The sequence below is a fragment of the Pseudomonas hygromyciniae genome, assembly GCF_016925675.1.
GTDB classification, from domain to species: Bacteria; Pseudomonadota; Gammaproteobacteria; order Pseudomonadales; family Pseudomonadaceae; genus Aquipseudomonas; species Aquipseudomonas hygromyciniae.
In genome coordinates this window covers 1479896-1501380 of the sequence record NZ_CP070506.1, presented here as the reverse complement: position 1 = coordinate 1501380, position 21485 = coordinate 1479896, and the positions used below count along the sequence as shown (strand labels likewise).

General features: G+C 60.6%; 24 protein-coding genes and 1 tRNA gene. 16 read left to right on the top strand and 9 right to left on the bottom strand.

Translation table 11 applies throughout. The features are described 5' to 3' along the window. Positions 1-58: 58 nt before the first annotated feature. From JTY93_RS06575 to rpoE, 3 genes are read right to left on the bottom strand one after another with little or no spacing between them, the layout of a single operon-like run. Positions 59-1015, bottom strand: a complete 957-nt coding sequence (locus JTY93_RS06575) for a MucB/RseB family sigma factor regulatory protein (protein WP_205478210.1) — start codon at positions 1013-1015, stop codon at positions 59-61. 16 nt (positions 1016-1031) lie between these two features. Next, the gene (locus JTY93_RS06570; protein WP_169993581.1) at positions 1032-1619 is read right to left on the bottom strand and encodes a sigma-E factor negative regulatory protein; all 588 of its coding nucleotides are present in this window, start codon (positions 1617-1619) and stop codon (positions 1032-1034) included. A 32-nt stretch (positions 1620-1651) separates the two neighbouring features. Continuing rightward, positions 1652-2233: an RNA polymerase sigma factor RpoE/AlgU gene (gene rpoE, locus JTY93_RS06565; protein WP_003172477.1), complete on the bottom strand. Its 582-nt coding sequence runs from the start codon at positions 2231-2233 to the stop codon at positions 1652-1654. A gap of 469 nt (positions 2234-2702) precedes the next feature. On the opposite strand from rpoE, the gene nadB reads away from it, so the two are divergent. Continuing rightward, positions 2703-4319 (top strand): L-aspartate oxidase, encoded by a 1617-nt coding sequence (gene nadB / locus JTY93_RS06560; RefSeq protein WP_205478209.1) that lies wholly within the window; start codon positions 2703-2705, stop codon positions 4317-4319. Here nadB and JTY93_RS06555 read toward each other — a convergent pair. Both JTY93_RS06555 and JTY93_RS06550 read right to left on the bottom strand, forming a co-directional pair. Then, on the bottom strand, positions 4288-4740 hold the full coding sequence (locus tag JTY93_RS06555) for a hypothetical protein (RefSeq protein ID WP_205478208.1): 453 nt from the start codon (positions 4738-4740) through the stop codon (positions 4288-4290). The genes nadB and JTY93_RS06555 overlap by 32 nt on opposite strands. After that, on the bottom strand, positions 4724-4978 hold the full coding sequence (locus JTY93_RS06550; protein ID WP_010212215.1) for an FAD assembly factor SdhE: 255 nt from the start codon (positions 4976-4978) through the stop codon (positions 4724-4726). The genes JTY93_RS06555 and JTY93_RS06550 overlap by 17 nt, the downstream gene beginning before the upstream one ends. Before the next feature lie 137 nt (positions 4979-5115). Here JTY93_RS06550 and ygfZ point away from each other — a divergent pair, with 137 nt between their 5' ends. Together ygfZ and JTY93_RS06540 are read left to right on the top strand one after the other, a co-directional pair. Continuing rightward, the gene (ygfZ, locus tag JTY93_RS06545; protein WP_205478207.1) at positions 5116-6057 is read left to right on the top strand and encodes a CAF17-like 4Fe-4S cluster assembly/insertion protein YgfZ; all 942 of its coding nucleotides are present in this window, start codon (positions 5116-5118) and stop codon (positions 6055-6057) included. A gap of 36 nt (positions 6058-6093) precedes the next feature. Continuing rightward, complete coding sequence (locus JTY93_RS06540) at positions 6094-6915, top strand: HDOD domain-containing protein (protein ID WP_205478206.1); 822 nt, start codon at positions 6094-6096, stop codon at positions 6913-6915. A 245-nt stretch (positions 6916-7160) separates the two neighbouring features. Here the strand turns inward: JTY93_RS06540 and tctE are convergent, their stop codons facing one another. After that, positions 7161-8546, bottom strand: coding sequence for a two-component system sensor histidine kinase TctE (gene tctE, locus JTY93_RS06535; protein ID WP_065943869.1), 1386 nt, complete (start codon positions 8544-8546; stop codon positions 7161-7163). After that, positions 8539-9210 (bottom strand): two-component system response regulator TctD, encoded by a 672-nt coding sequence (gene tctD, locus JTY93_RS06530; protein ID WP_029299087.1) that lies wholly within the window; start codon positions 9208-9210, stop codon positions 8539-8541. Before tctD ends, tctE begins: the two co-directional genes overlap by 8 nt. A 246-nt stretch (positions 9211-9456) precedes the next feature. On the opposite strand from tctD, the gene JTY93_RS06525 reads away from it, so the two are divergent. The 5 genes from JTY93_RS06525 to JTY93_RS06505 all read left to right on the top strand — a co-directional run bounded on the left by JTY93_RS06525 (position 9457) and on the right by JTY93_RS06505 (position 14927). Beyond that, entirely contained in the window at positions 9457-10749 is a 1293-nt protein-coding gene (locus JTY93_RS06525; RefSeq protein ID WP_205478779.1) for an OprD family porin, read from the top strand. A 44-nt stretch (positions 10750-10793) separates the two neighbouring features. After that, the gene (locus JTY93_RS06520; protein WP_205478780.1) at positions 10794-11777 is read left to right on the top strand and encodes a Bug family tripartite tricarboxylate transporter substrate binding protein; all 984 of its coding nucleotides are present in this window, start codon (positions 10794-10796) and stop codon (positions 11775-11777) included. 145 nt (positions 11778-11922) lie between these two features. Further along, entirely contained in the window at positions 11923-12381 is a 459-nt protein-coding gene (locus tag JTY93_RS06515; RefSeq protein ID WP_205478781.1) for a tripartite tricarboxylate transporter TctB family protein, read from the top strand. Position 12382: 1 nt separating this feature from the next. Then, the gene (locus JTY93_RS06510; protein ID WP_205478782.1) at positions 12383-13897 is read left to right on the top strand and encodes a tripartite tricarboxylate transporter permease; all 1515 of its coding nucleotides are present in this window, start codon (positions 12383-12385) and stop codon (positions 13895-13897) included. After that, positions 13890-14927 (top strand): AbrB family protein, encoded by a 1038-nt coding sequence (locus JTY93_RS06505; protein ID WP_205478783.1) that lies wholly within the window; start codon positions 13890-13892, stop codon positions 14925-14927. Before JTY93_RS06510 ends, JTY93_RS06505 begins: the two co-directional genes overlap by 8 nt. A 134-nt stretch (positions 14928-15061) precedes the next feature. Here the strand turns inward: JTY93_RS06505 and ung are convergent, their stop codons facing one another. Then, complete coding sequence (gene ung, locus JTY93_RS06500) at positions 15062-15757, bottom strand: uracil-DNA glycosylase (protein ID WP_166647838.1); 696 nt, start codon at positions 15755-15757, stop codon at positions 15062-15064. Positions 15758-15888: 131 nt separating this feature from the next. Here ung and dspII point away from each other — a divergent pair, with 131 nt between their 5' ends. Further along, entirely contained in the window at positions 15889-17001 is a 1113-nt protein-coding gene (dspII, locus tag JTY93_RS06495) for an enoyl-CoA hydratase/isomerase DspII (RefSeq protein WP_205478799.1), read from the top strand. A 56-nt stretch (positions 17002-17057) separates the two neighbouring features. Here dspII and JTY93_RS28920 read toward each other — a convergent pair whose 3' ends face one another. After that, positions 17058-17417, bottom strand: coding sequence for a hypothetical protein (locus JTY93_RS28920; protein ID WP_240344561.1), 360 nt, complete (start codon positions 17415-17417; stop codon positions 17058-17060). Between the two features lie 218 nt (positions 17418-17635). Between JTY93_RS28920 and JTY93_RS06490 the strand changes: the two genes are divergently transcribed. The 7 genes from JTY93_RS06490 (at position 17636) to JTY93_RS06460 (ending at position 21428) form a co-directional block, all read left to right on the top strand. Next, a complete protein-coding gene (locus JTY93_RS06490) occupies positions 17636-17848 on the top strand; it encodes a cysteine-rich CWC family protein (protein ID WP_205478785.1) in 213 nt (70 codons plus the stop codon). Continuing rightward, positions 17848-18540 (top strand): 16S rRNA pseudouridine(516) synthase, encoded by a 693-nt coding sequence (locus JTY93_RS06485; RefSeq protein WP_205478787.1) that lies wholly within the window; start codon positions 17848-17850, stop codon positions 18538-18540. The genes JTY93_RS06490 and JTY93_RS06485 overlap by 1 nt, the downstream gene beginning before the upstream one ends. A gap of 299 nt (positions 18541-18839) precedes the next feature. Further along, positions 18840-19724 (top strand): alpha/beta fold hydrolase, encoded by an 885-nt coding sequence (locus tag JTY93_RS06480; RefSeq protein WP_205478789.1) that lies wholly within the window; start codon positions 18840-18842, stop codon positions 19722-19724. Positions 19725-19865: 141 nt separating this feature from the next. Beyond that, positions 19866-19939, top strand: a tRNA-Gly gene (locus JTY93_RS06475). A 269-nt stretch (positions 19940-20208) separates the two neighbouring features. Then, entirely contained in the window at positions 20209-20391 is a 183-nt protein-coding gene (locus tag JTY93_RS06470; protein ID WP_029299101.1) for a type II toxin-antitoxin system HicA family toxin, read from the top strand. Between the two features lie 23 nt (positions 20392-20414). Next, entirely contained in the window at positions 20415-20825 is a 411-nt protein-coding gene (locus tag JTY93_RS06465; RefSeq protein WP_169993613.1) for a type II toxin-antitoxin system HicB family antitoxin, read from the top strand. Between the two features lie 102 nt (positions 20826-20927). Beyond that, positions 20928-21428, top strand: a complete 501-nt coding sequence (locus JTY93_RS06460; protein ID WP_169993615.1) for a methylated-DNA--[protein]-cysteine S-methyltransferase — start codon at positions 20928-20930, stop codon at positions 21426-21428. Positions 21429-21485: the final 57 nt, after the last annotated feature.

Genomic DNA, 21485 nt, shown 5'->3' with positions numbered 1-21485 from the left:
ACCATCGCCTGTCTCCTGCTGCACTGTGAACGATCTGGATGAGCATAGGATTAACGGCTCAAGGCTTTTCGGGCGCTGGACCACTGCGAACAGACAGGATGATCCGTTCGGCGGTACCCATCGGAATCTCACCGACAACCGTCGCAACGATATCGCCCTGAGGCGTACTCATGCGACGGGATACCGCAACCGTAGGCCCAAGCTGAACACGGCTTTCGATCGCGGCTTCGCCCGTTACAGGCTCAAGGAACAGTGAAAACCGCGCGAGCCCATCGTCATACATCAAGCTGTTCACAACCACCTGGGTCTTGGGATCCTTGCGCGCGTCACTGCGGGTCAACTCGAACCCTGGCGGCAACCATTGCGGATGCCAAGCCTGGGCCTGGCCCGTCGGCGCTGACGCTTTATTGCTGGACGGGGTCAACGGTTTGCAGTCACTGCCAGGCTGCAAATCACGCGCATCGGGGATTGTGGTTTTCAGTTGCGTGAACTGGAACCGCTCCAGCAATTGCCCCTTATCGTTAATCAGCAGCGACTTGAGAGGCAACGCGGTTTCACGATCCAGGTGCAACTCAAATCCGTAACGATACTGGTCACGCGGGGTCAGCGACACGATCACCGTGTTACGGCCGGCCACCAGCGACTTTCCGCTAACGGCAATCTTGTAGAAAGAATTGAGTTTTTGTGGGTCGAATTCGTGGGCGGGGGCGCCCGGGGAGTTATCAACGCCGGCTACCAAACTGCCGGTAACGCATTGGATGCGCCCATCGATACGAACAAGTTCCTGAGCCGATCCATCGAGCTGCAACAAGCGCTCATGCACCTGGCTATCCTGAACGCGATGCCAGATCTCATGGGTAGAAAAACTACCGTTACGTTCGTAGATAAACGTGCCCTGGTAGCTTTGCTGCCCTGCCCGCCCAAGGCGCTTCAGCCAATCCTGGCCTTCGTCGGCTTGGGCAGGAGCTGCAATCCAGCCACTGAGCAAAAGCGCAAGGAGCGGTATGGCTCGCATAAAGCTCCTTAGCGGTTTAGCGGTTTTCCAGGTTTGCAGCGCGAGCGTAAGGCAATGCACTTTCAGTGCCTTTTACCGCAGACTCCTGAGCGTGTTGACGCAGGTAGCCAGGCAGACGCTGGTCCTGCCAGCCGGATTGCCCTTGAAGCACGCCATTGGCCATCGGACCCGGAGCGTCAGAACTTTCCTTATAGCCGGCCAGTACAGCCGGACCCTTGACCTGCGGACCAGCCATGACCGGTTGCTGGGTTTGCTGAGCCAGTTCGGCACCGGCGATCTCATCCTGGTTGTACAGGCGTACACCAGCCAGTACGGCCACAGTTACCGAGGCAGCGACTGCGAGGCGACCCAGGCTACGCCAAGGACCACGTGCAGCTTTTGCCGGAACGGCTTCATCGGCCAGCGCAGCAGAAACGGCCGCAGCAATATCCAGACGAGGGATTAGTAGATCCTTGTGCATCACCGCCCGAGCGACTTGGTAACGAGACCAGGTATCACGGGTTTCGGCGTCATCAAATGCATTGAGCACTCGACGAAGTTCCAGTTCATCCGCTTCGTTATCCATCACTGCGGACAGCGATTCCTGCAGGGCATCACGACTCATGGCGGTTCCTCTCTTGGCTGTCGCCGCTGTCTTTAGTTTTCCTGCAACAACGGCTGCAGGGCTTTATCGATGGCTTCCCGAGCCCGGAAAATCCGGGAGCGTACGGTCCCCACCGGACATTGCATGACGCTCGCAATGTCCTCGTAACTCAGACCATCGAATTCACGTAAAGTTAACGCCGTACGCAAATCTTCTGGCAGTTGCTGAATAGTGCGATGGACAGTGCCTTCGATCTCGTCGCGCAGCAATGCACGCTCCGGCGACTCGAGATCTTTGAGGCCGTGATCACCATCGTAAAATTCTGCATCTTCCGAACTCACATCACTATCTGGCGGGCGACGACCGCGAGAAACCAGATAGTTCTTCGCCGTGTTGATGGCGATGCGGTACAGCCACGTGTAGAACGCACTGTCACCGCGGAAATTACCGAGTGCACGGTACGCCTTGATAAAGGCTTCCTGTGCAACGTCCTGCGCTTCATGGGTGTCGTGCACAAACCGCACGATCAACCCGAGAATTTTGTGCTGGTATTTCAGCACTAGCAGATCAAATGCTCGCTTGTCGCCGCGTTGAACGCGCTCAACAAGCTGCTGATCCTCTTCCTGGGTTAGCATGAACACTCCTCGTTGTACTTGAAGGAGGCTTGCATAACTAAACGATCAGGCTTGCAAACATAGACTAGGACTTTTCGCAAAAGTTCTCCCCCTTCAAGCAAGTTTCCGGTGGGCTCTGTTTTGGCACACACGAAAAACGCAGCGCGGGCATAGCCGGCTGCGTGAATAATCTTGTCGCCGGTTTTCTGACGCTCCCATGCTCCAGGCCAATCAGTAAAACCAACGTTTTCCCAGCTTTCGGGCATCCTGTAATGGAGTCGGGAGGGATGTAAAAGTTCCCATATCGATACCGGACCGCCTCATCAAAGCCGTGCAGTTCGTTCACCGTAGTCTCACAATGCCACGAATGCCCGGCTATTGTGCCGATAGCCCCCTCTATATACTAGTGGGCCGTGTGACCCTTTGATTCGCCGATCCAGGCGTCCTGTTTGCGCCACCCCTTCGGATCGCTTTTTGCGGAATCCCATAAATGAGCCAACAGTTTCAACACGATGTCCTGGTGATTGGTAGCGGCGCCGCAGGCCTGAGCCTTGCGCTGACCCTGCCGAGCCATCTGCGCGTAGCCGTACTGAGCAAGGGCGACCTGGCCAACGGCTCGACATTCTGGGCCCAGGGCGGAGTTGCCGCCGTGCTGGACGACACCGACACAGTGCAATCGCACGTTGAAGACACCCTCAACGCCGGCGGCGGCCTGTGTAATGAAGAAGCGGTGCGTTTCACCGTCGAGCACAGCCGCGAAGCCATTCAGTGGCTGATCGACCAGGGCGTGCCGTTTACCCGTGATGAGCATGCGGGCAGTGATGACGGCGGTTTCGAGTTCCACCTAACCCGTGAAGGCGGCCACAGCCACCGGCGTATCATCCATGCCGCCGATGCCACCGGCGCCGCGATCTTCAAGACCCTGCTGGCCCAGGCCCGGCAACGGCCGAATATCGAGCTGCTGGAGCAACGGGTCGCCGTCGACCTGATCACCGAAAAGCGCCTGGGCCTGGCCGGCGAGCGTTGCCTGGGGGCCTACGTCCTCAACCGCGCCAGTGGTGAAGTCGATACCTATGGCGCACGCTTCACCATCCTGGCGTCAGGGGGCGCCGCCAAAGTCTACCTCTACACCAGCAACCCCGATGGTGCCTGTGGAGATGGCATCGCCATGGCCTGGCGGTCGGGCTGCCGGGTGGCGAACCTGGAGTTCAACCAGTTTCACCCCACCTGCCTGTATCACCCCCAGGCCAAGAGTTTCCTGATCACCGAAGCCCTGCGGGGTGAAGGCGCACACCTGAAGCTACCCAACGGCGAGCGCTTCATGCAGCGCTTTGACCCACGCGCCGAACTGGCACCACGGGATATCGTGGCCCGCGCCATCGACCACGAGATGAAGCGCCTGGGCATCGATTGCGTCTACCTGGACATCAGCCACAAACCTGCCGACTTCATCAAGACCCACTTCCCGACGGTCTACGAACGCTGCCTGGCCTTCAATATCGATATCACCAAGGGGCCGATACCGGTCGTTCCGGCAGCGCATTACACCTGTGGCGGGGTGATGGTCGACCAGCGAGGCCGTACCGATGTGCCCGGCCTGTATGCCATCGGCGAGACCAGCTTCACCGGCCTGCACGGTGCCAACCGCATGGCCAGCAACTCGCTGCTCGAATGCTTCGTCTACGCCCGCTCCGCAGCCGCCGATATCCTCGAACAAATGCCGCGCATTCCGGTACCGGCCGCCCTGCCCCGCTGGGATGCCAGCCAGGTCACAGACTCGGACGAGGACGTGATCATCGCCCACAACTGGGACGAGTTGCGGCGCTTCATGTGGGACTACGTGGGGATCGTGCGCACCAACAAGCGCTTGGCGCGGGCGCAGCATCGTGTGCGGTTGCTGCTGGATGAAATCGACGAGTTCTACAGCAACTACAAGGTCAGCCGTGACCTGATCGAGTTGCGCAACCTGGCCCAGGTCGCCGAGCTGATGATCCGCTCGGCCATGGAGCGCAAGGAAAGCCGAGGCCTGCATTACACCCTCGACTACCCGCAGATGCTGCCTGAGGCCCTCGACACTATCCTGGTGCCAGCCACCTACGGCGACTGAACTTCAAGCGCACCCGCAGGCGCCGATGGACATCGGCGGCCTGCGAACCACGCGGTACGCACACCGAGCGCACCTGCCACTCCCCCGGCAACCGGTAGCGCAATACCACGATCAGCGGCAACGCCAGGCTGTCAGGGCACAACTGTACTGCGTGCCAGCCGTGCGCCGCGCTCCACAACTGCCAGCCATCGGTATTGCGGCGCAGGCCACGAACCGACGAACGGTGGGTCAAGCGAATATGGCGCGGCAGCGCCCACAGGGCATGGGCCAGGCACGCCAGCACACCGAGTGCAGCCATCGAGAAAGGTACGACCAGCAGGCACAGCGCAACGAATGCAAGCAACTGGGCAAGGAGATACGCCGCCAGCAACAGCCCGCAGGCCTGCCAGCGGCATTCGAAGGTATTACTTGGGCTGGACACGATCCAGGATCATCCGGACCATGCGCTGCAGCTCCGGATCTTCCGATTCAGCACGCTCCATGAACCAGCCGAACATGTCCTGGTCTTCGCAGGTCAGCAGCCGGACGTAGAGGTCGCGATCCACCTTATTGAGAGTGGCGTAAACCTCTTTGGTGAAAGGCACCAGCAACACATCCAACTCCAGCATGCCGCGACGGCTGTGCCAGTACAGGCGATTGATTTCTACATCTTCGACCATGGAGCGCTCCTCAAATAGGGCGCAAGTATACAGGCCCACGCCCCTCGGAACAGTCGGCTTTGGTCGGGCTTATGAAACTACCCATTTAGCGGGCGCCCCTCTATGATGCACCCATGACTTTCCAACTGCGATGACCCATGGCTGACTCTGCTTTCTTCTGCCCCCTGTCCCACGAAGGCGTCCTGGCCGTTCGCGGCGCTGACGCGGCCAAGTTCCTCCAGGGGCAACTGACCTGCAACCTCAACTACCTCAACGATACCCACGCCAGCCTCGGCGCGCGCTGCACCCAAAAGGGGCGTATGCAGTCGAGCTTCCGTATCGTGCTGCAAGGCGATGGTGTGCTGCTGGCCATGGCCAGCGAACTGCTGGAGCCGCAACTGGCGGACCTGAAGAAATACGCCGTATTTTCCAAGTCCAAGCTCACGGACGAAAGCGCCGCCTGGGTCCGCTTCGGCCTGGCCGACGCCGATCAGGCAATCGCCAGTCTCGGCCTGGATTTGCCGGCCGAGACCAACAGTGTGGCGCGCCATGAAGAACTGCTGGCCATTCGCGTCTCCCCAGGCCGCGCCGAACTCTGGGCGCCCGCCGCGCAAGCCGAATCCCTGCGCACCCAACTGGCCGCCACCCTTGCCGAAGGCGATCTCAATGCCTGGCTGCTGGGGCAGGTGCGCGCCGGCATCGGCCAGGTCATGGCCCAGACGCGCGAGTTGTTCATCCCGCAGATGCTCAACCTGCAAGCGGTCGGTGGCGTAAGTTTCAAGAAAGGCTGCTACACCGGCCAGGAAATCGTCGCCCGCATGCAATACCTGGGCAAACTCAAGCGCCGCCTGTACCGCCTGAGCCTGGACGGCGACGCATTGCCCGAGCCCGGCACACCACTGTTTGCGCCCAGCCATAACAGTGCCATCGGCGAGGTGGTGATCGCCGCCCGGGCCGACGAAGGGATTGAACTTCTGGCGGTACTGCAAGCCGAAGCAGCCGACAGTGGCGATGTGCATTTAGGTACGCTGGAAGGCCCAGGCCTCACGTTACTCGACCTGCCCTACCAACTGGACCGTGATCGCGAGATCCAGCGTTAATCGCCATACCCTTTTGCAGCACCCTAGAGAGCATGAATGAACAAACTGGCGGAAAAAGTCCAACAGGCGTTGGTGATGGCCATCGATAACGATGACCTGGTTCTGCCCACGTTACCGGAAGTGGCCCTGAAAATTCGTCAGGCCGCCGAAGACCCCGAAGTCAGCATCAGTCATTTAAGCAAAGTCATCAGCCGCGATACCGCCCTGACGGCGCGGCTGATCAAGGTCGTCAACAGCCCACTGTTGCGCGCCACCCAGGAGGTCACCGACCTGCACACCGCCATCACGCGCCTGGGCACCAACTACAGCAGCAACCTGTCGATTGGCCTGGTGATGGAGCAAATCTTCCATGCCCGCTCAGACGTCGTCGAACAGAAGATGCGTGACGTCTGGCGCCGCAGCCTGGAAGTGGCGGGCGTCTGCTACGCCTTGTGCCGCAACCACAGCCAGCTCAAGCCGGACCAGGCGGCACTCGGCGGGCTGGTGCACCAGATCGGCGTACTGCCGATCCTGACCTACGCCGAAGATCACTATGAACTGCTCTCGGACCCGGTCAGCCTCAACCATGTGATCGATAGCATCCACCCGCTGCTGGGGGACAAGCTGCTGCGGGGCTGGGACTTCCCGGAAATGCTGGTGAGTGTGCCTGCGCACTACCAGGACCTTGAGCGCGACTCGGCCAGCCTGGACTATGTCGACCTGGTGCAAGTGGCCGTGCTGTATTGCCACAAGAACACCAACCATCCCTTGGCCCACACTGCGTTGTCGAACTTGCCGGCGTTCAAGAAGCTGCGCATCGACCCGCTCAATGAAGCGGTGCGCACCGAGCTGGACGAAGCGCGCTCGATGTTCTACTGAAACCCCACCGCCCCGGTAGCAGCCGGCGGCATAGGTATGCCAGCAGATAGGGCTGTTGTGGCGAGCGGGCTTGCTCGCGAAAGCAGTGGGTCAGTCAACATCAATGTTTGCTGAGCCGACGTCTTCGCGAGCAAGCCCGCTCCCACATTTATTCTTCGCTGCTTTAAGCATTGCGTTCACTTAACTGAACGGCAGTAGGGCTTGCCACGGGGAAGTTCATCAGTTTCTGAACGTTGTGTAGATACTCAGCCCGCGATAAAACTTACCCGTACCTTGAGCCCTTTGAGCTCGCCATCATGCAGGCTGATCTGGGCCAGATGCGCACGGCAGATTTCGCCGACGATCGCCAACCCCAGGCCTGAACCCGCGCCCTGCTGGTTACGCCGATAAAAGCGCTCGAACACCCGATCCCGTTCGTCCAGCGGAATGCCCGGGCCATCATCCTCCACTTCCAGCACCGCTGGCGCCGTGACCCGCAGGATCACGTTGCCACCGGATGGCGTGTGTGCCAGGGCGTTATCCACCAGGTTGCTCAACAGCTCGTTCAGCAAGGTCGGCTCGCCGCGCAACCACACCGGCTGATCCGCCTCCAATGCCAATGCCACGCCGCGGGCGTGGGCCAGAGGCGCCATGGCCATGCCCAATTCACGGGCCAGTTGACTGAGGTCGAGCAACTGCGCCCCCCCTTCAGCAATCGCCCGCGCACCGTTTTCGATGCGTGCCAGGGACAGCAATTGATTGGCCAGGTGGGTCAAGCGATCCGTACCTTGCGCCGCCGTCTCCAGGGTGCTGCGCCAGATCGCCGGTTCCTCGGCGCGCAGGCCCAACTCCAGTCGAGCCTTGAGCGCGGCCAGTGGGGTGCGCAATTCGTGGGAAGCATCGGCGATAAACTGGGCCTGGCGCTCGAACTGCCCACGCAGGCGTTCGGTAAAGTGATTCAAGGCCCGCACCAGCGGCCCAAGTTCGTGCTGCACTTCAACCAACGGCAGCGGCCGCAGATCATCCGGCTGACGTTCTTCCACCGCCGTGCGCAAACGCTCCAGCGGGCGCAGCGCTGCACTCACCGCAAACCACACCAGCAGCAAGGCGCCGATGGCCAGCATGCCCAGGCGCAGCAGGGTGTCGGCCATCAGGCTGCGGGCCATGCTGACGCGGGCTTCGTCGGTTTCGGCCACACGGATTTCGGCCATGCCATTCATGTTCGGCTCCGACACGGCCTTGAGCAGGCTCACCACCCGCACATTCTGCCCCTGGTACTTGGCGTTATAGAAACGCGCCAAGGCCGGATAATCGTCGGTGCGCGGTGTGCCGGGTGGTGGCCCTGGCAGGTGTTCGTAGCCGGAAATCAGCTTCTGGTGAATGTCATTGACCTGGTAATAAATCCGCCCGGCGCTGTCATAGGCGAAGGTGTCCAACGCCACGTAGGGCACATCGGCGCTGAGAGTGCCGTCGCGCTGGGACAGGCCGGCAGCGATGGTCCGCGCCGAGGCCAGGAGCGTGCGGTCGTAGGCCGTGTCTGCCGCCTCGCGACCATTCCAGTAGGCGCTCAAGCCACTGGCCAGCATCAGCACCACCAACAGCAATGCCAGGTTCCACAGCAGGCGCCAACGCAGGCTGCTGTGCTTACGCATCGCGGGCTTCCAGCAAGTAGCCGAGGCCGCGGAAGGTGACGATGGCGACCGGCTGACCATCGAGTTTCTTGCGCAAGCGGTGCACATAGATTTCGATGGCATCGGGGCTGGCCTCCTCATCCAGGCCGAAGACCTGGGACGCCAGTTGCTCCTTGCTCATGACGCGGCCAGGGCGGGCGATCAGCGCCTCGAGCACCGCCTGCTCGCGTGAGGTCAACGTCAGCAATTCACCGCCGAGGGTGAAGCGCCGGGTTTCCACGTCATACACCAGCACGCCACAGGTCTGCTGGCGCTCGCCACCCAGCACGCTGCGGCGCAACAGCGCCTTGACCCTGGCTTCCAGCTCGGTCAGCTCGAAAGGTTTGGCCAGATAATCATCGGCACCCAGGTTGAGGCCATGCACCCGATCCTTTACATCGCTGCGGGCGGTAAGCATCAGCACTGGCAGATTTTTCCCACGGGCCCGCAGGCGCGCCAGCACCTCGAAACCATCCATGCGCGGCAAGCCCACATCGAGAATCGCCACGGCGTATTCCTCGCTGCTCAGGGCCAGGTCCGCCGCCACGCCATCGTGCAACACATCCACCGTCAACCCCGTGCTCTTGAGCGCCTGAGCCACACTTTCGGCCAGTTGCAGATGGTCTTCAACGAGCAGGACACGCATGGATTTGTACCTCGTTAAGGGGTGACCGGTGCCACCCTTTGTTTACCAACTCGCGGCGCAGTTTACAGCCGCGGCCTGTGCTGTGAAGCCCGAAAACATTGAAAGGACGCTGAAAGGTTAGTGAAAGGTTCGCCCATTAGCATCCGAAAACGGACGGTTACACCTTCCGAGCTATTTCACCCATAGCGCCCGAAAAACGCCTCGAAGCGTTTTCGTCTCATAAGAACAATAACGGAGTGCATCACGATGCTGTCGACACAGCCCCAGGCTTGCCCGCCTGTTCGTTTTTCCCGCATGACCCACACCGCCCTCGCCAGTGCCGCTGCCCTTGCCGGCTTTTCGCCGCTCAGCCAGGCTGCCTTCTTCGAAGACAGTAGCGCGACCCTGGAAACCCGCAACATGTACTTCAACCGCGACTTTCGCGACGGTACCAGCGCCCAGCAGTCCAAGCGCGACGAGTGGGCCCAGGGCTTCATGCTCAACCTGCAATCAGGCTACACCGACGGTACTGTCGGTTTTGGCGTGGATGCACTGGGCATGCTCGGGGTCAAGCTGGACTCCAGCCCGGACCGCACCGGCAGTGGCCTGTTGCCCACCCACGATGATGGCCGCGCCGCTGACGAGTACTCCAAGCTGGGCCTGACCGGCAAAGTGAAAATCTCCGCCACTGAGCTGAAGATCGGTTCGCTGATCCCCGAGTTGCCAATCCTCAAGGCCAACGACGGGCGCATCCTGCCGCAGACCTTCAACGGCGGCCTGCTGACCTCCAAGGAATTCAAGAACCTGACGTTCACCGGCGGGCGCCTGGACAAGGCCAAAGACCGCGACGACAGCAACTACGAGGACATTGCCCTCAACAACAAGAACGGCCGCTTCCTCAGTGGAGCCACCGGCAAGCACTTCAACTTCGGCGGCGTGGACTACAAGTTTGCCGAGAAGATCACCGGTAGCTACCACTTCGCCCAACTGGACGACGTGTATCGCCAACACTTCCTCGGCGTGGTCGCCTCCACGCCCATGGGCCCGGGCACCTTCGGCACCGACCTGCGCCTGGCCATCAGCGATGACACCGGCAGCGCACGCGGCGGCAGCATTGACAACAAATCCCTCAACGGCATTTTCAGCTACGCCCTCAACGGCCATAAACTGAGCGCCGGCTACCAGCACATGTCCGGTGACAGCGCATTCCCGTATGTGGATGGCAGCGACCCATACCTGGTCAACTTTGTGCAGATCAACGACTTTGCCGGCGCCGAAGAACGCTCCTGGCAGGCACGTTACGACTACGATTTTGCCAAGCTGGGGATCCCCGGCCTGAGCTTCATGAGCCGCTACCTGTCCGGTGACAACATCAAGCTCAAGAACGGCGACACCGGCAAAGAGTGGGAACGCAACACCGAAATCAAATACGTGGTGCAAAGCGGCGCGCTCAAGGACGTGGCCGTGCGCCTGCGTAACGCCACCTACCGCTCCAACTACTCGGCCCGGGACGCAGATGAAGTGCGCGTGCTGGTCAGTTACAGCGTCGCACTGTGGTAACCCTGAAAGTCTTACCCCCAATAACAACAATGACGGAGTTCCCCATGTCCTCATCCCTGCGTAAATTTGCCCTGGCCGCCGGCTGCATGTTGTTGGCAGGCCAACTGCTGGCCGCCGGTGAACCCAAGCGCCCGGAATGCATCGCCCCCGCCTCCCCTGGCGGCGGTTTTGACCTGACTTGCAAGCTGGCGCAAAGCGCACTGGTCAACGAGAAGCTGCTGAGCAAGCCGATGCGCGTGACCTACATGCCTGGCGGCGTGGGTGCGGTGGCCTACAACGCCGTCGTGGCCCAGCGCCCTGCCGATGCCGGTACGTTGGTGGCCTGGTCCAGTGGTTCTTTGCTGAACCTGGCCCAGGGCAAGTTCGGGCGTTTTGATGAAAGCGCAGTGAAATGGCTGGCGGCGGTTGGCACCAGCTATGGCGCGATTGCGGTAAAAGCCGATTCGCCCTACAAGAACCTCGATGATCTGGTACAAGCCCTGAAGAAAGATCCGAGCAAAGTGGTGATTGGCTCCGGCGGCACCGTCGGCAGCCAGGACTGGATGCAGACCGCCCTGATCGCCAAGGCCGCCGGGATCAACCCCCGTGACCTGCGTTATGTGGCCCTCGAAGGCGGCGGTGAAATCGCCACTGCCCTTCTCGGCGGTCACATTCAGGTGGGCAGTACCGACATCTCCGACTCCATGCCACACATTCAGAGCGGCGATATGCGCCTGCTGGCCGTGTTCGCGGAAAACCGCCTCGATGAGCCGGAAATGAAAGACATTCCGACCGCCAAGGAACAAGGCTACGACATCGTCTGGCCAGTGGTGCGCGGTTTCTACCTGGGGCCAAAAGTCAGCGATGAAGACTACGCCTGGTGGAAAGCGGCCTTCGACAAACTGCTGGCCTCCGAGGACTTCGCCAAACTGCGTGACGAGCGCGAACTGTTCCCCTTTGCCATGACCGGCCAGGAGCTGGACACCTACGTGAAGAAACAGGTGGCTGACTACAAAGTGCTGGCCAAAGAGTTCGGCCTGATCCAGTAATCGCCCCCTGTCATGTAATGCCGCTGTAGGAGCGAGCTTGCTCGCAAAGAACGTGAGAGCGCCGTGTCAAACCAGATGAGCTGCGTTTTCGTTGACGTTTTTCGCGAGCAAGCTCGCGCCTACAAAGGTGGCCTTGGAGTTTTCCATGCTCTTACAACGCATTTTCGCTGCCGTGATGTTACTGGCCTGTATCGGCCTGGCGCTGATGGCCTGGCCGTATCAGGCGGCCTTTTCCTACGAGCCCGTAGGGCCTCGGGCCTTCCCGCTGTTGTTGATCGGGCTAATGGGGCTGGCACTGCTCTACATGCTGATTCGCCCGCAACCGACCAAACACACCGACGATGAACCGCCGCTAGACCGCCCGACCCTGATCAAGATCGGGATCTGCGTGGCCTTGCTGCTGGTGTTTGCCGGCACTTTCGAACCCCTGGGTTTCATTCTCAGCAGCACGCTGATCGGTATCCCGATGGCACGGCTGTATGGCGGGCGCTGGTTACCCAGTGCGGTGATCATCACCTTGATGAGCATCGGCCTTTATCTGCTGTTCGATAAAACCATGGACGTGCCACTGCCCCTCGGTCTGCTCGACGTTCTGGAGAACTGATATGGATACTTTTGGCTATTTGGGCCAGGGTTTCGGCGTCGCGCTGAGCCCCTATAACCTGGTGACCGCATTGTGCGGCACCCTGATCGGTACCGTGGTCGGCCTGTTGCCGGGCCTGGGTCCGATCAACGGCGTGGCACTGTTGATTCCCATCGCGTTTGCCCTGGGACTGCCGCCGGAGTCGGCGCTGATCCTGCTGGCAGCCGTGTACCTGGGCTGCGAATACGGCGGCCGGATCAGCTCGATCCTGCTCAACATCCCGGGCGAAGCCTCCACCGTGATGACTACCCTGGACGGCTACCCGATGGCCCGTAAAGGCATGGCCGGCGTGGCGCTGTCGTTGTCTGCCTGGAGTTCGTTCATCGGTGCGTTTATCGCCACCTGCGGCATGGTGCTGTTCGCACCGCTGCTGGCCAAGTGGGCGATTGCCTTCGGTCCGGCGGAATATTTCGTACTGATGGTGTTTGCGATTGTCTGCCTGGGCGGCATGGCCGGTGACAAGCCGCTGAAAACCTTTGTCTCGGCGTTGATCGGTCTGTTCCTTGCCTGCGTGGGCATCGACGCCAACAGTGGTGTGTACCGTTTTACCGGCGACAACATCCACCTGACCGACGGCATCCAGTTCGTGGTGTTGGTGCTGGGACTGTTCTCTATCAGCGAGATCCTACTGCTCCTAGAGAAAACCCACCGTGGCCAGGAAGCAGTGAAAGCCACCGGTCGCATGATGTTCAACGTCAAGGAAGCCTTGTCGGTGTTGACCGTGAACCTGCGTTGCGGTGTGTCGGGCTTCATCATCGGCGTACTGCCAGGTGCCGGCGCGACCATGGCCTCGGCCGTTGCCTACATGACCGAGAAACGTATCGCCGGCGCCAGCGGTAAGTTTGGCCAAGGCGACATGCGTGGCCTGGCCGCTCCGGAAACCGCCATCGGCGCTTCTGTCTGCGGTGCCATGGTGCCGATGCTAACCCTCGGCGTTCCAGGGTCGGGCACTACGGCGGTGATGATCGGCGCCCTGTCGCTGTACAACATCACGCCAGGCCCGCTGCTGTTCCAACAGCAACCGGATATCGTCTGGGGCCTGATCGCTTCGTTGTTTATTGCCAACATCATGCTGGTGATCCTCAACATCCCGATGATCCGCATCTTCACCCGCATCCTTGCCGTGCCGAACTGGGCACTGGTGCCGGTGATCGCGATCATCACCGCGATTGGCGTCTACGCCGTGCACGCCACCACCTTCGATCTGTTCCTGATGATCGCCATCGGCATCTTCGGCTACATCCTGCGCAAGTTGGACTTCCCGCTGTCGCCACTGCTGCTGGGCTTTATCCTCGGCGGCCTGATGGAGCAGAACCTGCGCCGTGCGTTGTCGATTTCCAATGGTGCACTGGAGATCCTGTGGTCCAGCCCGATCACCTTCAGCATCTGGGTACTGACCACCATCATGCTGCTCGTGCCATTGCTGCGTATCTGGCGCAAGCGCTCCTTGCAGCGTCGCGCTGTGGCCGATGTCTGAAGTCACCTTTAAACAATGGTGGGGAACACCGCTGGTCGGTCTGGCCGGCGGTTACCTGGCCAGCCTGGTCGGCTGGCCTTTGCCGTATATGGTCGGTTCGTTGCTGGCGATCATCCTGGTGCGCTGCCTCACGCCCTGGCAGTTGGGCGAGATTCCCGGCGGGCGAAAATGTGGCCAATGGGTAGTGGGCATCGGCATTGGCCTGCACTTCACCCCGTTGGTGATCGAGCAGGTGATGAGCCACTTTGGCCTGATCTTCTTCGGCGCGCTGGTCACCAGCCTGTCGAGCATTGTCGGCGTGTGGTTGATGCGCCGCAGCGGTGAAGACCGTGCCACGGCGTTCTTCTCGAGTATGCCGGGCGGTTCCGGTGAGATGGTCAACCTCGGCGCGCGTAACGGCGCGGTGCTCAGCCGCGTGGCAGCAGGCCAGAGTCTGCGGGTGTTATTGGTGGTGCTGTGCGTACCGGCGATCTTCAAGTATTTGCTGGGCGGCGGCGCGCCGCAATTTCACCCGGCCCCCGTGGATTGGGCATGGCTGGCCCTGCTGTTTCCCATTGGCGCCCTGGTCGCCTGGGGCTGGCAGCGTCTGCACCAGCCCAACCCTTGGTTGTTCGGGCCGTTGCTGGTCAGCGCCATCGCCAGCATCACCTGGGACTTGCACATTGGCCTGCCCGAGGGCGGCAGCCAGATCGGCCAATGGTTGATCGGTAGCGGCCTGGGTTGCCACTTCAACCGGCAGTTCTTTCGGCGGGCGCCAGCATTCATGGGCCGCACCTTGATCGGCACAGTGCTGACCATGTTGATCGCCACCCTGGCGGCGGTAGGTTTGAGTGCGCTGACGCAGTTGGATCTGCGCTCGCTGACGTTGGGCATGATGCCCGGTGGAATTGCCGAGATGAGCCTCACGGCCGAGACCTTACAACTGTCGGTGCCGTTGGTGACGGCGATGCAGGTGATGCGGTTGTTGTTTGTGCTGTTCCTGGCGGAACCGCTATTCCGCCACTGGAACCGCCAGCCGGACACCGTCTAAAACCTGGCACAACCCTAATGTGGGAGCGGGCTTGCTCGCGAAGGCGGTGGCTCAGTTGATAAATACTTGACTGACCCACCGCCTTCGCGAGCAAGCCCGCACAATCCCGCTATCACATCCTTTGGTGTTGGTCCTTAGATGGGCGGCAACCGCCACTCGATCGGCGTCTCGCCATTCTGCTCAAGAAACTTGTTCGTCCGGCTGAAATGCCCGCAACCCAAAAACCCGCGATACGCCGACAATGGCGACGGATGCACCGAAGTCAGCACCAAATGCTTGGTCGCATCAATCAGCTTCTGCTTGCCCTGGGCATGGGCGCCCCACAGCAGGAACACCAGGTGCGGCTGATGCTCGCTGACCACCTCGATCACCCGGTCAGTGAAGAACTGCCAGCCCTTGCCCGCATGGGCGTTGGCCGTCGCACGCTCCACGGTCATGGTGGTGTTGAGCAGCAACACGCCCTGGTCGGCCCAGCTTTGCAGGCAGCCATGGTTGGGAATGTCGATATTGAGGTCGCGCTTGAGCTCTTTATAGATGTTGAGCAGCGACGGCGGCGTCGGCACGCCCGGCTGCACCGAGAAGCACAGGCCATGGGCCTGGCCCGGGCCGTGGTAGGGGTCCTGGCCGAGGATCACCACCTTGACCTTGTCCAGCGGCGTGGAGTTGAGCGCATTGAAGATCAGCGGGCCCGGCGGGTAGATCTCTTTGCCTGCCGCATGCTCCTGGCGCAGGAACTCGCGCAACTCGTTCATGTAGGGCTGCTCGAACTCCTCGCGCAAGGCGTGTTTCCAGCTCGGTTCGAGTTTGATACGGTCGTCGGAAGTCATCAGAAACACATCATGTAAAAAGAGTGGGCGAACCCTAGGAAAGCCCACCCCACTTGTCAATTGATCTGACGCAGAACCGGCGCTTTCCCACGAAGGGATCATACTCAACGTTCAATTTACCGATTGAGGTCATGATGAATCTGCACTTCGAAGAGCTCACCGGCACAGATGGGGCCCGTATCGGCATCGCCAGCCTGGATGCGGAAAAGTCCCTCAATGCCCTCTCCCTCCCGATGATCCTGGCCCTGGGCGAACGCCTGGACCGTTGGGCCCGGGATCCGCAAATCGTCTGCGTGCTGCTGCGCGGCAACGGCCCCAAGGCATTTTGCGCCGGCGGCGAAGTGCGCAGCCTGGCCCAGGCCTGTCGTGAGCAGCCGGGAGCAGTGCCGCCGCTGGCCGCACAGTTTTTTGCGGCGGAATATCGTCTCGACTATCGCTTGCATACCTACCCCAAACCACTGATCTGCTGGGGCCATGGCTATGTGCTGGGCGGTGGCATGGGGTTGCTGCAAAGCGCAGCCATCCGTGTGGTCACCCCCAGCAGCCGCTTGGCCATGCCGGAAATCAGCATCGGCTTGTACCCGGATGTTGGCGCCAGTTGGTTCCTCTCCCGACTGCCCGGCAAGCTCGGCCTGTTCCTCGGCCTGACCGGCGCCCAGATGAATGGTCGCGATGCCCTGGACCTGGGCTTGGCCGATCGCTTCCTGCTGGATGAACAACAGGACGAAATGCTCGAAGGCCTGTTGCAGTTGAATTGGCAGGAGCAGACGGCGATGCAACTCAACAGCCTGTTCAAGGCCCTGGCCCAGGAAGCCGTCAGCCAGCAGCCCGCGCCGCAGTGGTTGCCACGACGCCAGCAAATCGACGAATGGCTGGATGTGGGCGATGTGCGCTGCGCCTGGCGCGCATTGAGCCAATTGCGCGAGCATGCCGACCCGTTGTTGAGCCGGGCCGGCAAGACATTGAGCGAGGGCTGCCCGCTGACCGCGCATCTGGTGTGGGAGCAGATCCGACGGGCGCGCCACTTGTCGCTGTCAGAGGTTTTCCAGATGGAGTACACCTTGAGCCTCAATTGCTGTCGGCATCCGGAGTTCAGTGAAGGGGTACGGGCACGTCTGATCGACAAGGATCAGCAGCCCCACTGGCATTGGCCGGATATCAATCGCATTCCCGAAGCCGTGGTCGAGGCGCACTTTCACAAGGCCTGGGAAGGACGGCACCCGCTGGCGGATCTGTCTGACGTGTAACAGAGACAGTCAGCCAAAAAAACGGCGCATTGCGCGCCGTTTATAGCAATAGCTGATTACCGGTGCCCGCCACGGCCCCGGCCATGATCGCCGCCACGGCCGTCTCCTCGACCATGACCACTGTAACCTCGATGATCACCCCAACCCTGGCTCGGATAGGGCCGGTAACCCGCCCTTGGCCCTGCTTGATAGTAACGGGGCGCCGGCTGGTAATAACGAGGTGCCGGGTAGTAGCGCGGTGGCGGTGCGTAATAGCCGCGCCGATACTGGTAAGACGGACCGCCGCCGTAGTAATAGACCGGCGCGGGCGCGGTATAGACTTCGGATCGGTAGTAGCTGGAACCTCCATCGTAATAAGGTACACAGGCAGAAAGGGTCAGACCGAGCACAGCGCTGAGGAGCAATCGACGATACATGGCGGCCTCCTGGACCGCGGAAGAGCACACACCAGCGACGCTGGAGGGCGACAAACAGCTTTCGCTGAATGACGAAATATCTGACATCAAAAACAGAATCTGGTGCGATCTGGACATAGATTGATACATCTGTGGCGCAATAAACCGCTCGGGGCTGTATCGTGCCAGGTATACCGGTTTTCACCGCAATCTCGACTGAACCACGCTTGAACCGACCAATGACCACTCCCACACTTTGCCCGGCCTGCGGCGCCCGCAACGACTGCGCCCTGGCCGACCCGCGCACCGCTGACCGCGCCTGCTGGTGCTACAGCGTCACCATCGATTCCAAGGTGCTCGAAGCCCTGCCCGTGGCGCTTCGCAACAAGGCTTGCCTGTGCCCGCGCTGTGCCCAGGTCGATGCCCGATTGCGCGGGGCCGAGCCCCAGTAATGCGTATCGACCGATTTCTCAGCAACCTGCCGCGCTTCAATCGCCAGCAGGTGCGCCTGCTGCTGGCTGAGCGGCGGATCCAGGTCGATGGACAGCCGGTCAACGATCCGCGGCATGACGTTCGCGAGTTCAGCCGTGTGGAGTGTGATGGGCAACTCCTGCAAGCCGGCAAACCCGCACGGTACTTCATGCTGCACAAGCCGCCTGGCTGCGTGAGTGCCACCGTCGACCCGCAACACGCCACCGTCCTCGACCTGCTGGATGAACCCGACAAGGGCGACCTGCATATCGCCGGCCGCCTGGACTTCAACACCACTGGCCTGCTGCTGCTGACCAATGATGGCCAGTGGTCGCGACGCCTGACCCAGCCTCAGACCAAGCTGCCCAAGGTCTACTACGTCGAGACCGAACAGGAGATTGGTCCGGACTATGCCGCAACCTTCAGCGCCGGCCTGTACTTCGCCTTCGAGAACCTGACCACCCAACCGGCCGAGTTGCAGGTGCTGAGCCCCAAAAGTGCGCGCCTGAGCATCATTGAAGGGCGTTATCACCAGGTCAAGCGCATGTTCGGGCACTTCAACAACAAGGTCACGCGCCTGCACCGCGAGCGCATGGGGCCGCTGGTGCTGGATGAACAGCTCGCCCCCGGCCAGTATCGGCCGCTGACCGAGGCTGAAATCTGCCAGATATGACCGTTGGGCCGGTGATCGCCAAAATCCCAGGGCGAAACTGGCGACCTGGCCCGCCTCCTGCTTGAATCAAAACGCCAGCCGCAATCTGACTGGCAAGTCACAGCCTCTTCCAAGAAACACATTGCCTGCCCGCACTCCTAGGATTGCGGGTGTTGCAGGCAAGCTGCCCGCCATAACAACACCCGTCGGCCAGTTTCATCGGACCGACATGGGCCTCCCTTCCAGGCGTATGCCTACCTGTCACAAAGCTCGTGCAGAGTGATCTGCGCGCACCACCCGCTTGCCAGGAGTCTTACGACATGAGGCCAGAAATCGCTGTGCTGGATATACAGGGTCAGTATCGGGTTTACACGGAGTTCTATCGCGCGGACGCTGCTCAAAAGACCATCATCCTGGTCAACGGCTCCATGGCCACCACCGCGTCTTTTGCCCAGACCGTGAAAAGCCTGTACCCACAGTTCAATGTGGTTTTATACGATCAGCCCTACGCCGGTCGCTCCAAAGCCCACAACCGTCATGAGCATATGGTGACGAAGGAAAGTGAAGGCCAGATCCTTCTGGAACTCATCGAGCACTTCGCCGCCGAACATGTGCTGTCCTTTTCCTGGGGCGGCGTTGCCACCCTCGTCGCCCTTGCCCAGCGGCCTCGGCGAGTGGAAAAGGCCGTCATCAGCTCGTTCTCCCCGGTGATCAACGCGCCGATGCGCGACTACCTGGAGCGCGGCGTCGACTACCTCGGCAGCCTTGACCGCCACAGCGTCGGGCATCTGGTCAACAGCACCATCGGCAAACACCTGCCGCCGCTGTTCAAGCGCTTCAACTATCGCCACGTCAGCACCCTGGCCGAGCACGAGTATGGGCAGATGCACTTCCACATCAGCCAGGTCCTCAACAGCGACCGCCAGTGCTACCTCAAGGCGGCGCGGCAGATCGACATTCCGGTGTTGTTCTTGAATGGTGAATGGGACGAATACACCAGCGCCGAGGATGCCCGGCTGTTTGGCCAACATGTGGCCAAAAGCAGCTTTGGCACCATCCAGGCCACCGGACATTTCCTGGATATGGAGCACAAGGCCGCGTGCAACGACAGCCGACAGGCATTGATGAGCTTTTTGAAACCGGAACAGTCGGTGAATCGACTGCGGTATCACCAGGGGCAGGCTGTGCATGCACTGGCAATTTAAAGGCCGGACCCTGGGCGGGTATGACGCTGTGTCACTGCCCAGGGTTGGCTGAAAGCTTGGACGGACGCTCGCAACTTGCACATTTTTCAAAGAAAAACTTCAAATCGCCGCGCACATCTGGTACAAAGTCAGCCGCTTTGAGCGGGTATAGTTTAGTGGCAAAACGAAAGCTTCCCAAGCTTTAGTTGAGGGTTCGATTCCCTCTACCCGCTCCACATAGTTGTGTTCCCACAGCCAATCCTTTTTGGCGGGGAATGAAAAAAACCGGCTCATGACGCCGGTTTTTTTACGCCCGAATTTTACCCATCAATCCCCGGCTGCTTAGCCGCCCCTACCCGTAAAACCGTGCAATACCTCCATCCGGCAGCCCCGGCATTCACTCTTACACTTCTTGAACGACCTACCGCTGCCGTTTGGTAGGTAGAGTGTTGATAATTTCTTTTCAGTGGTTATAGTCACTACCAACACACCACAAGGAGGTGATGTGGATAGCCGATACTTGATAGGCCATATCGTCGCAGACGGCTGGTACCTGGCACGCGTCAGGGGCAGCCATCATCATTTCAAACATCCAACCAAGCCTGGGCTGGTGACTATTCCCCATCCCAGGAAAGAGCTGTTGGACAAGACCGCCAAGAGCATTTTGAAGCAAGCTCTGCTCGGTTGAGCGCTCCAGGGAGAATCACGAACATGCTGTATCCGATTGCAATTTCAACGGGTGACGACGACCACGCCTGGGGTGTGGAAATCCCCGACATCCCTGGGTGTTTCTCTGCCGGCGATGACCTGGATGACGCCATGGCCATGGCGCGGGAGGCCATAGAAGGTCACTTCGAGCTTCTGGCGGAGGATGGCGCGCCCATTCCCAGCGCGCAAAAAGTCACCCATCACGCGGCCAACCCTCTGTACGCCGGCTGCATCTGGGCGGTAGTGGACATCGATGTGACCAAGTACCTGGGCAAGGCGCAAAAACTCAACATCACCTTGCCGGGCTATCTGCTCAACCGAATTGATGAATACGTGCTGCATCACCCGGAAGAAAAAAGCCGCTCCGGGTTCCTGGCTTCGGCAGCGCTGAAAGTGCTGCAGCAAGAGCGGTGACACTAGCGAATTTGACCGCAAGAAACGTAGTTCCCGCAGGAGCGATGAGCGCTAAAGTACAAGCCCGCCTGCTAAATGGTCCGTCCAACAAGGAGCCCGCTCGTGCCGTGTGAATACAAACTCATGCCCTCCCCCGTCGGCCAATTGACCCTGGTCGCGCGCAACGGCAAGCTCGCCGCCATCTTGTGGGAAACCGAGCGCGCTAACCGCGTGCGCCTGGGCGAGTTGGTGGAGGTCAGCGACAATCCAGCGCTGCTGCAGGCCGAGCGCCAGTTGAATGAGTATTTTGCCGGCACCCGCAACCGCTTCGATCTGGAGCTGGATTTCGAAGGCACCGAGTTCCAGAAAAAAGTCTGGGCCGCACTGTTGACCATTCCCTTCGGTGAAACCCGCAGCTACAGCCAGATAGCCATGCAGATTGGCAGCCCGAAAGCAGTGCGTGCGGTGGGGGCAGCCAATGGGCGCAATCCGATTTCAATCGTCGCGCCCTGCCATCGGGTGATTGGTGCGTCAGGCCGGCTCACCGGGTTTGCCGGTGGCCTGGAGGCCAAGCAGTACCTGCTCACGCTGGAGGATGGCGAGCCGACCCGGTCGCTGTTTTGATGACGCTATGGCTGGTCGGCCTTGGAGTCCTTCATTTGCACCGATGATTTGCTGCCA

What these genes read in the sequence shown, in the direction of transcription:
- JTY93_RS06505 (WP_205478783.1), top strand. Translation starts at nt 13,890, where the DNA reads ATGTCTGAAGTCACCTTTAAACAATGGTGGGGAACACCGCTGGTCGGT.
- JTY93_RS06550 (WP_010212215.1), bottom strand. Translation starts at nt 4,978, where the DNA reads ATGGTCGAAGATGTAGAAATCAATCGCCTGTACTGGCACAGCCGTCGC.
- ygfZ (WP_205478207.1), top strand. Translation starts at nt 5,116, where the DNA reads ATGGCTGACTCTGCTTTCTTCTGCCCCCTGTCCCACGAAGGCGTCCTG.
- JTY93_RS06465 (WP_169993613.1), top strand. Translation starts at nt 20,415, where the DNA reads ATGCTGTATCCGATTGCAATTTCAACGGGTGACGACGACCACGCCTGG.
- JTY93_RS06540 (WP_205478206.1), top strand. Translation starts at nt 6,094, where the DNA reads ATGAACAAACTGGCGGAAAAAGTCCAACAGGCGTTGGTGATGGCCATC.
- nadB (WP_205478209.1), top strand. Translation starts at nt 2,703, where the DNA reads ATGAGCCAACAGTTTCAACACGATGTCCTGGTGATTGGTAGCGGCGCC.
- JTY93_RS06480 (WP_205478789.1), top strand. Translation starts at nt 18,840, where the DNA reads ATGAGGCCAGAAATCGCTGTGCTGGATATACAGGGTCAGTATCGGGTT.
- dspII (WP_205478799.1), top strand. Translation starts at nt 15,889, where the DNA reads ATGAATCTGCACTTCGAAGAGCTCACCGGCACAGATGGGGCCCGTATC.
- tctD (WP_029299087.1), bottom strand. Translation starts at nt 9,210, where the DNA reads ATGCGTGTCCTGCTCGTTGAAGACCATCTGCAACTGGCCGAAAGTGTG.
- JTY93_RS28920 (WP_240344561.1), bottom strand. Translation starts at nt 17,417, where the DNA reads ATGTATCGTCGATTGCTCCTCAGCGCTGTGCTCGGTCTGACCCTTTCT.
- tctE (WP_065943869.1), bottom strand. Translation starts at nt 8,546, where the DNA reads ATGCGTAAGCACAGCAGCCTGCGTTGGCGCCTGCTGTGGAACCTGGCA.
- JTY93_RS06515 (WP_205478781.1), top strand. Translation starts at nt 11,923, where the DNA reads ATGCTCTTACAACGCATTTTCGCTGCCGTGATGTTACTGGCCTGTATC.
- JTY93_RS06510 (WP_205478782.1), top strand. Translation starts at nt 12,383, where the DNA reads ATGGATACTTTTGGCTATTTGGGCCAGGGTTTCGGCGTCGCGCTGAGC.
- rpoE (WP_003172477.1), bottom strand. Translation starts at nt 2,233, where the DNA reads ATGCTAACCCAGGAAGAGGATCAGCAGCTTGTTGAGCGCGTTCAACGC.
- JTY93_RS06525 (WP_205478779.1), top strand. Translation starts at nt 9,457, where the DNA reads ATGCTGTCGACACAGCCCCAGGCTTGCCCGCCTGTTCGTTTTTCCCGC.
- JTY93_RS06490 (WP_205478785.1), top strand. Translation starts at nt 17,636, where the DNA reads ATGACCACTCCCACACTTTGCCCGGCCTGCGGCGCCCGCAACGACTGC.
- JTY93_RS06485 (WP_205478787.1), top strand. Translation starts at nt 17,848, where the DNA reads ATGCGTATCGACCGATTTCTCAGCAACCTGCCGCGCTTCAATCGCCAG.
- JTY93_RS06520 (WP_205478780.1), top strand. Translation starts at nt 10,794, where the DNA reads ATGTCCTCATCCCTGCGTAAATTTGCCCTGGCCGCCGGCTGCATGTTG.
- JTY93_RS06575 (WP_205478210.1), bottom strand. Translation starts at nt 1,015, where the DNA reads ATGCGAGCCATACCGCTCCTTGCGCTTTTGCTCAGTGGCTGGATTGCA.
- JTY93_RS06570 (WP_169993581.1), bottom strand. Translation starts at nt 1,619, where the DNA reads ATGAGTCGTGATGCCCTGCAGGAATCGCTGTCCGCAGTGATGGATAAC.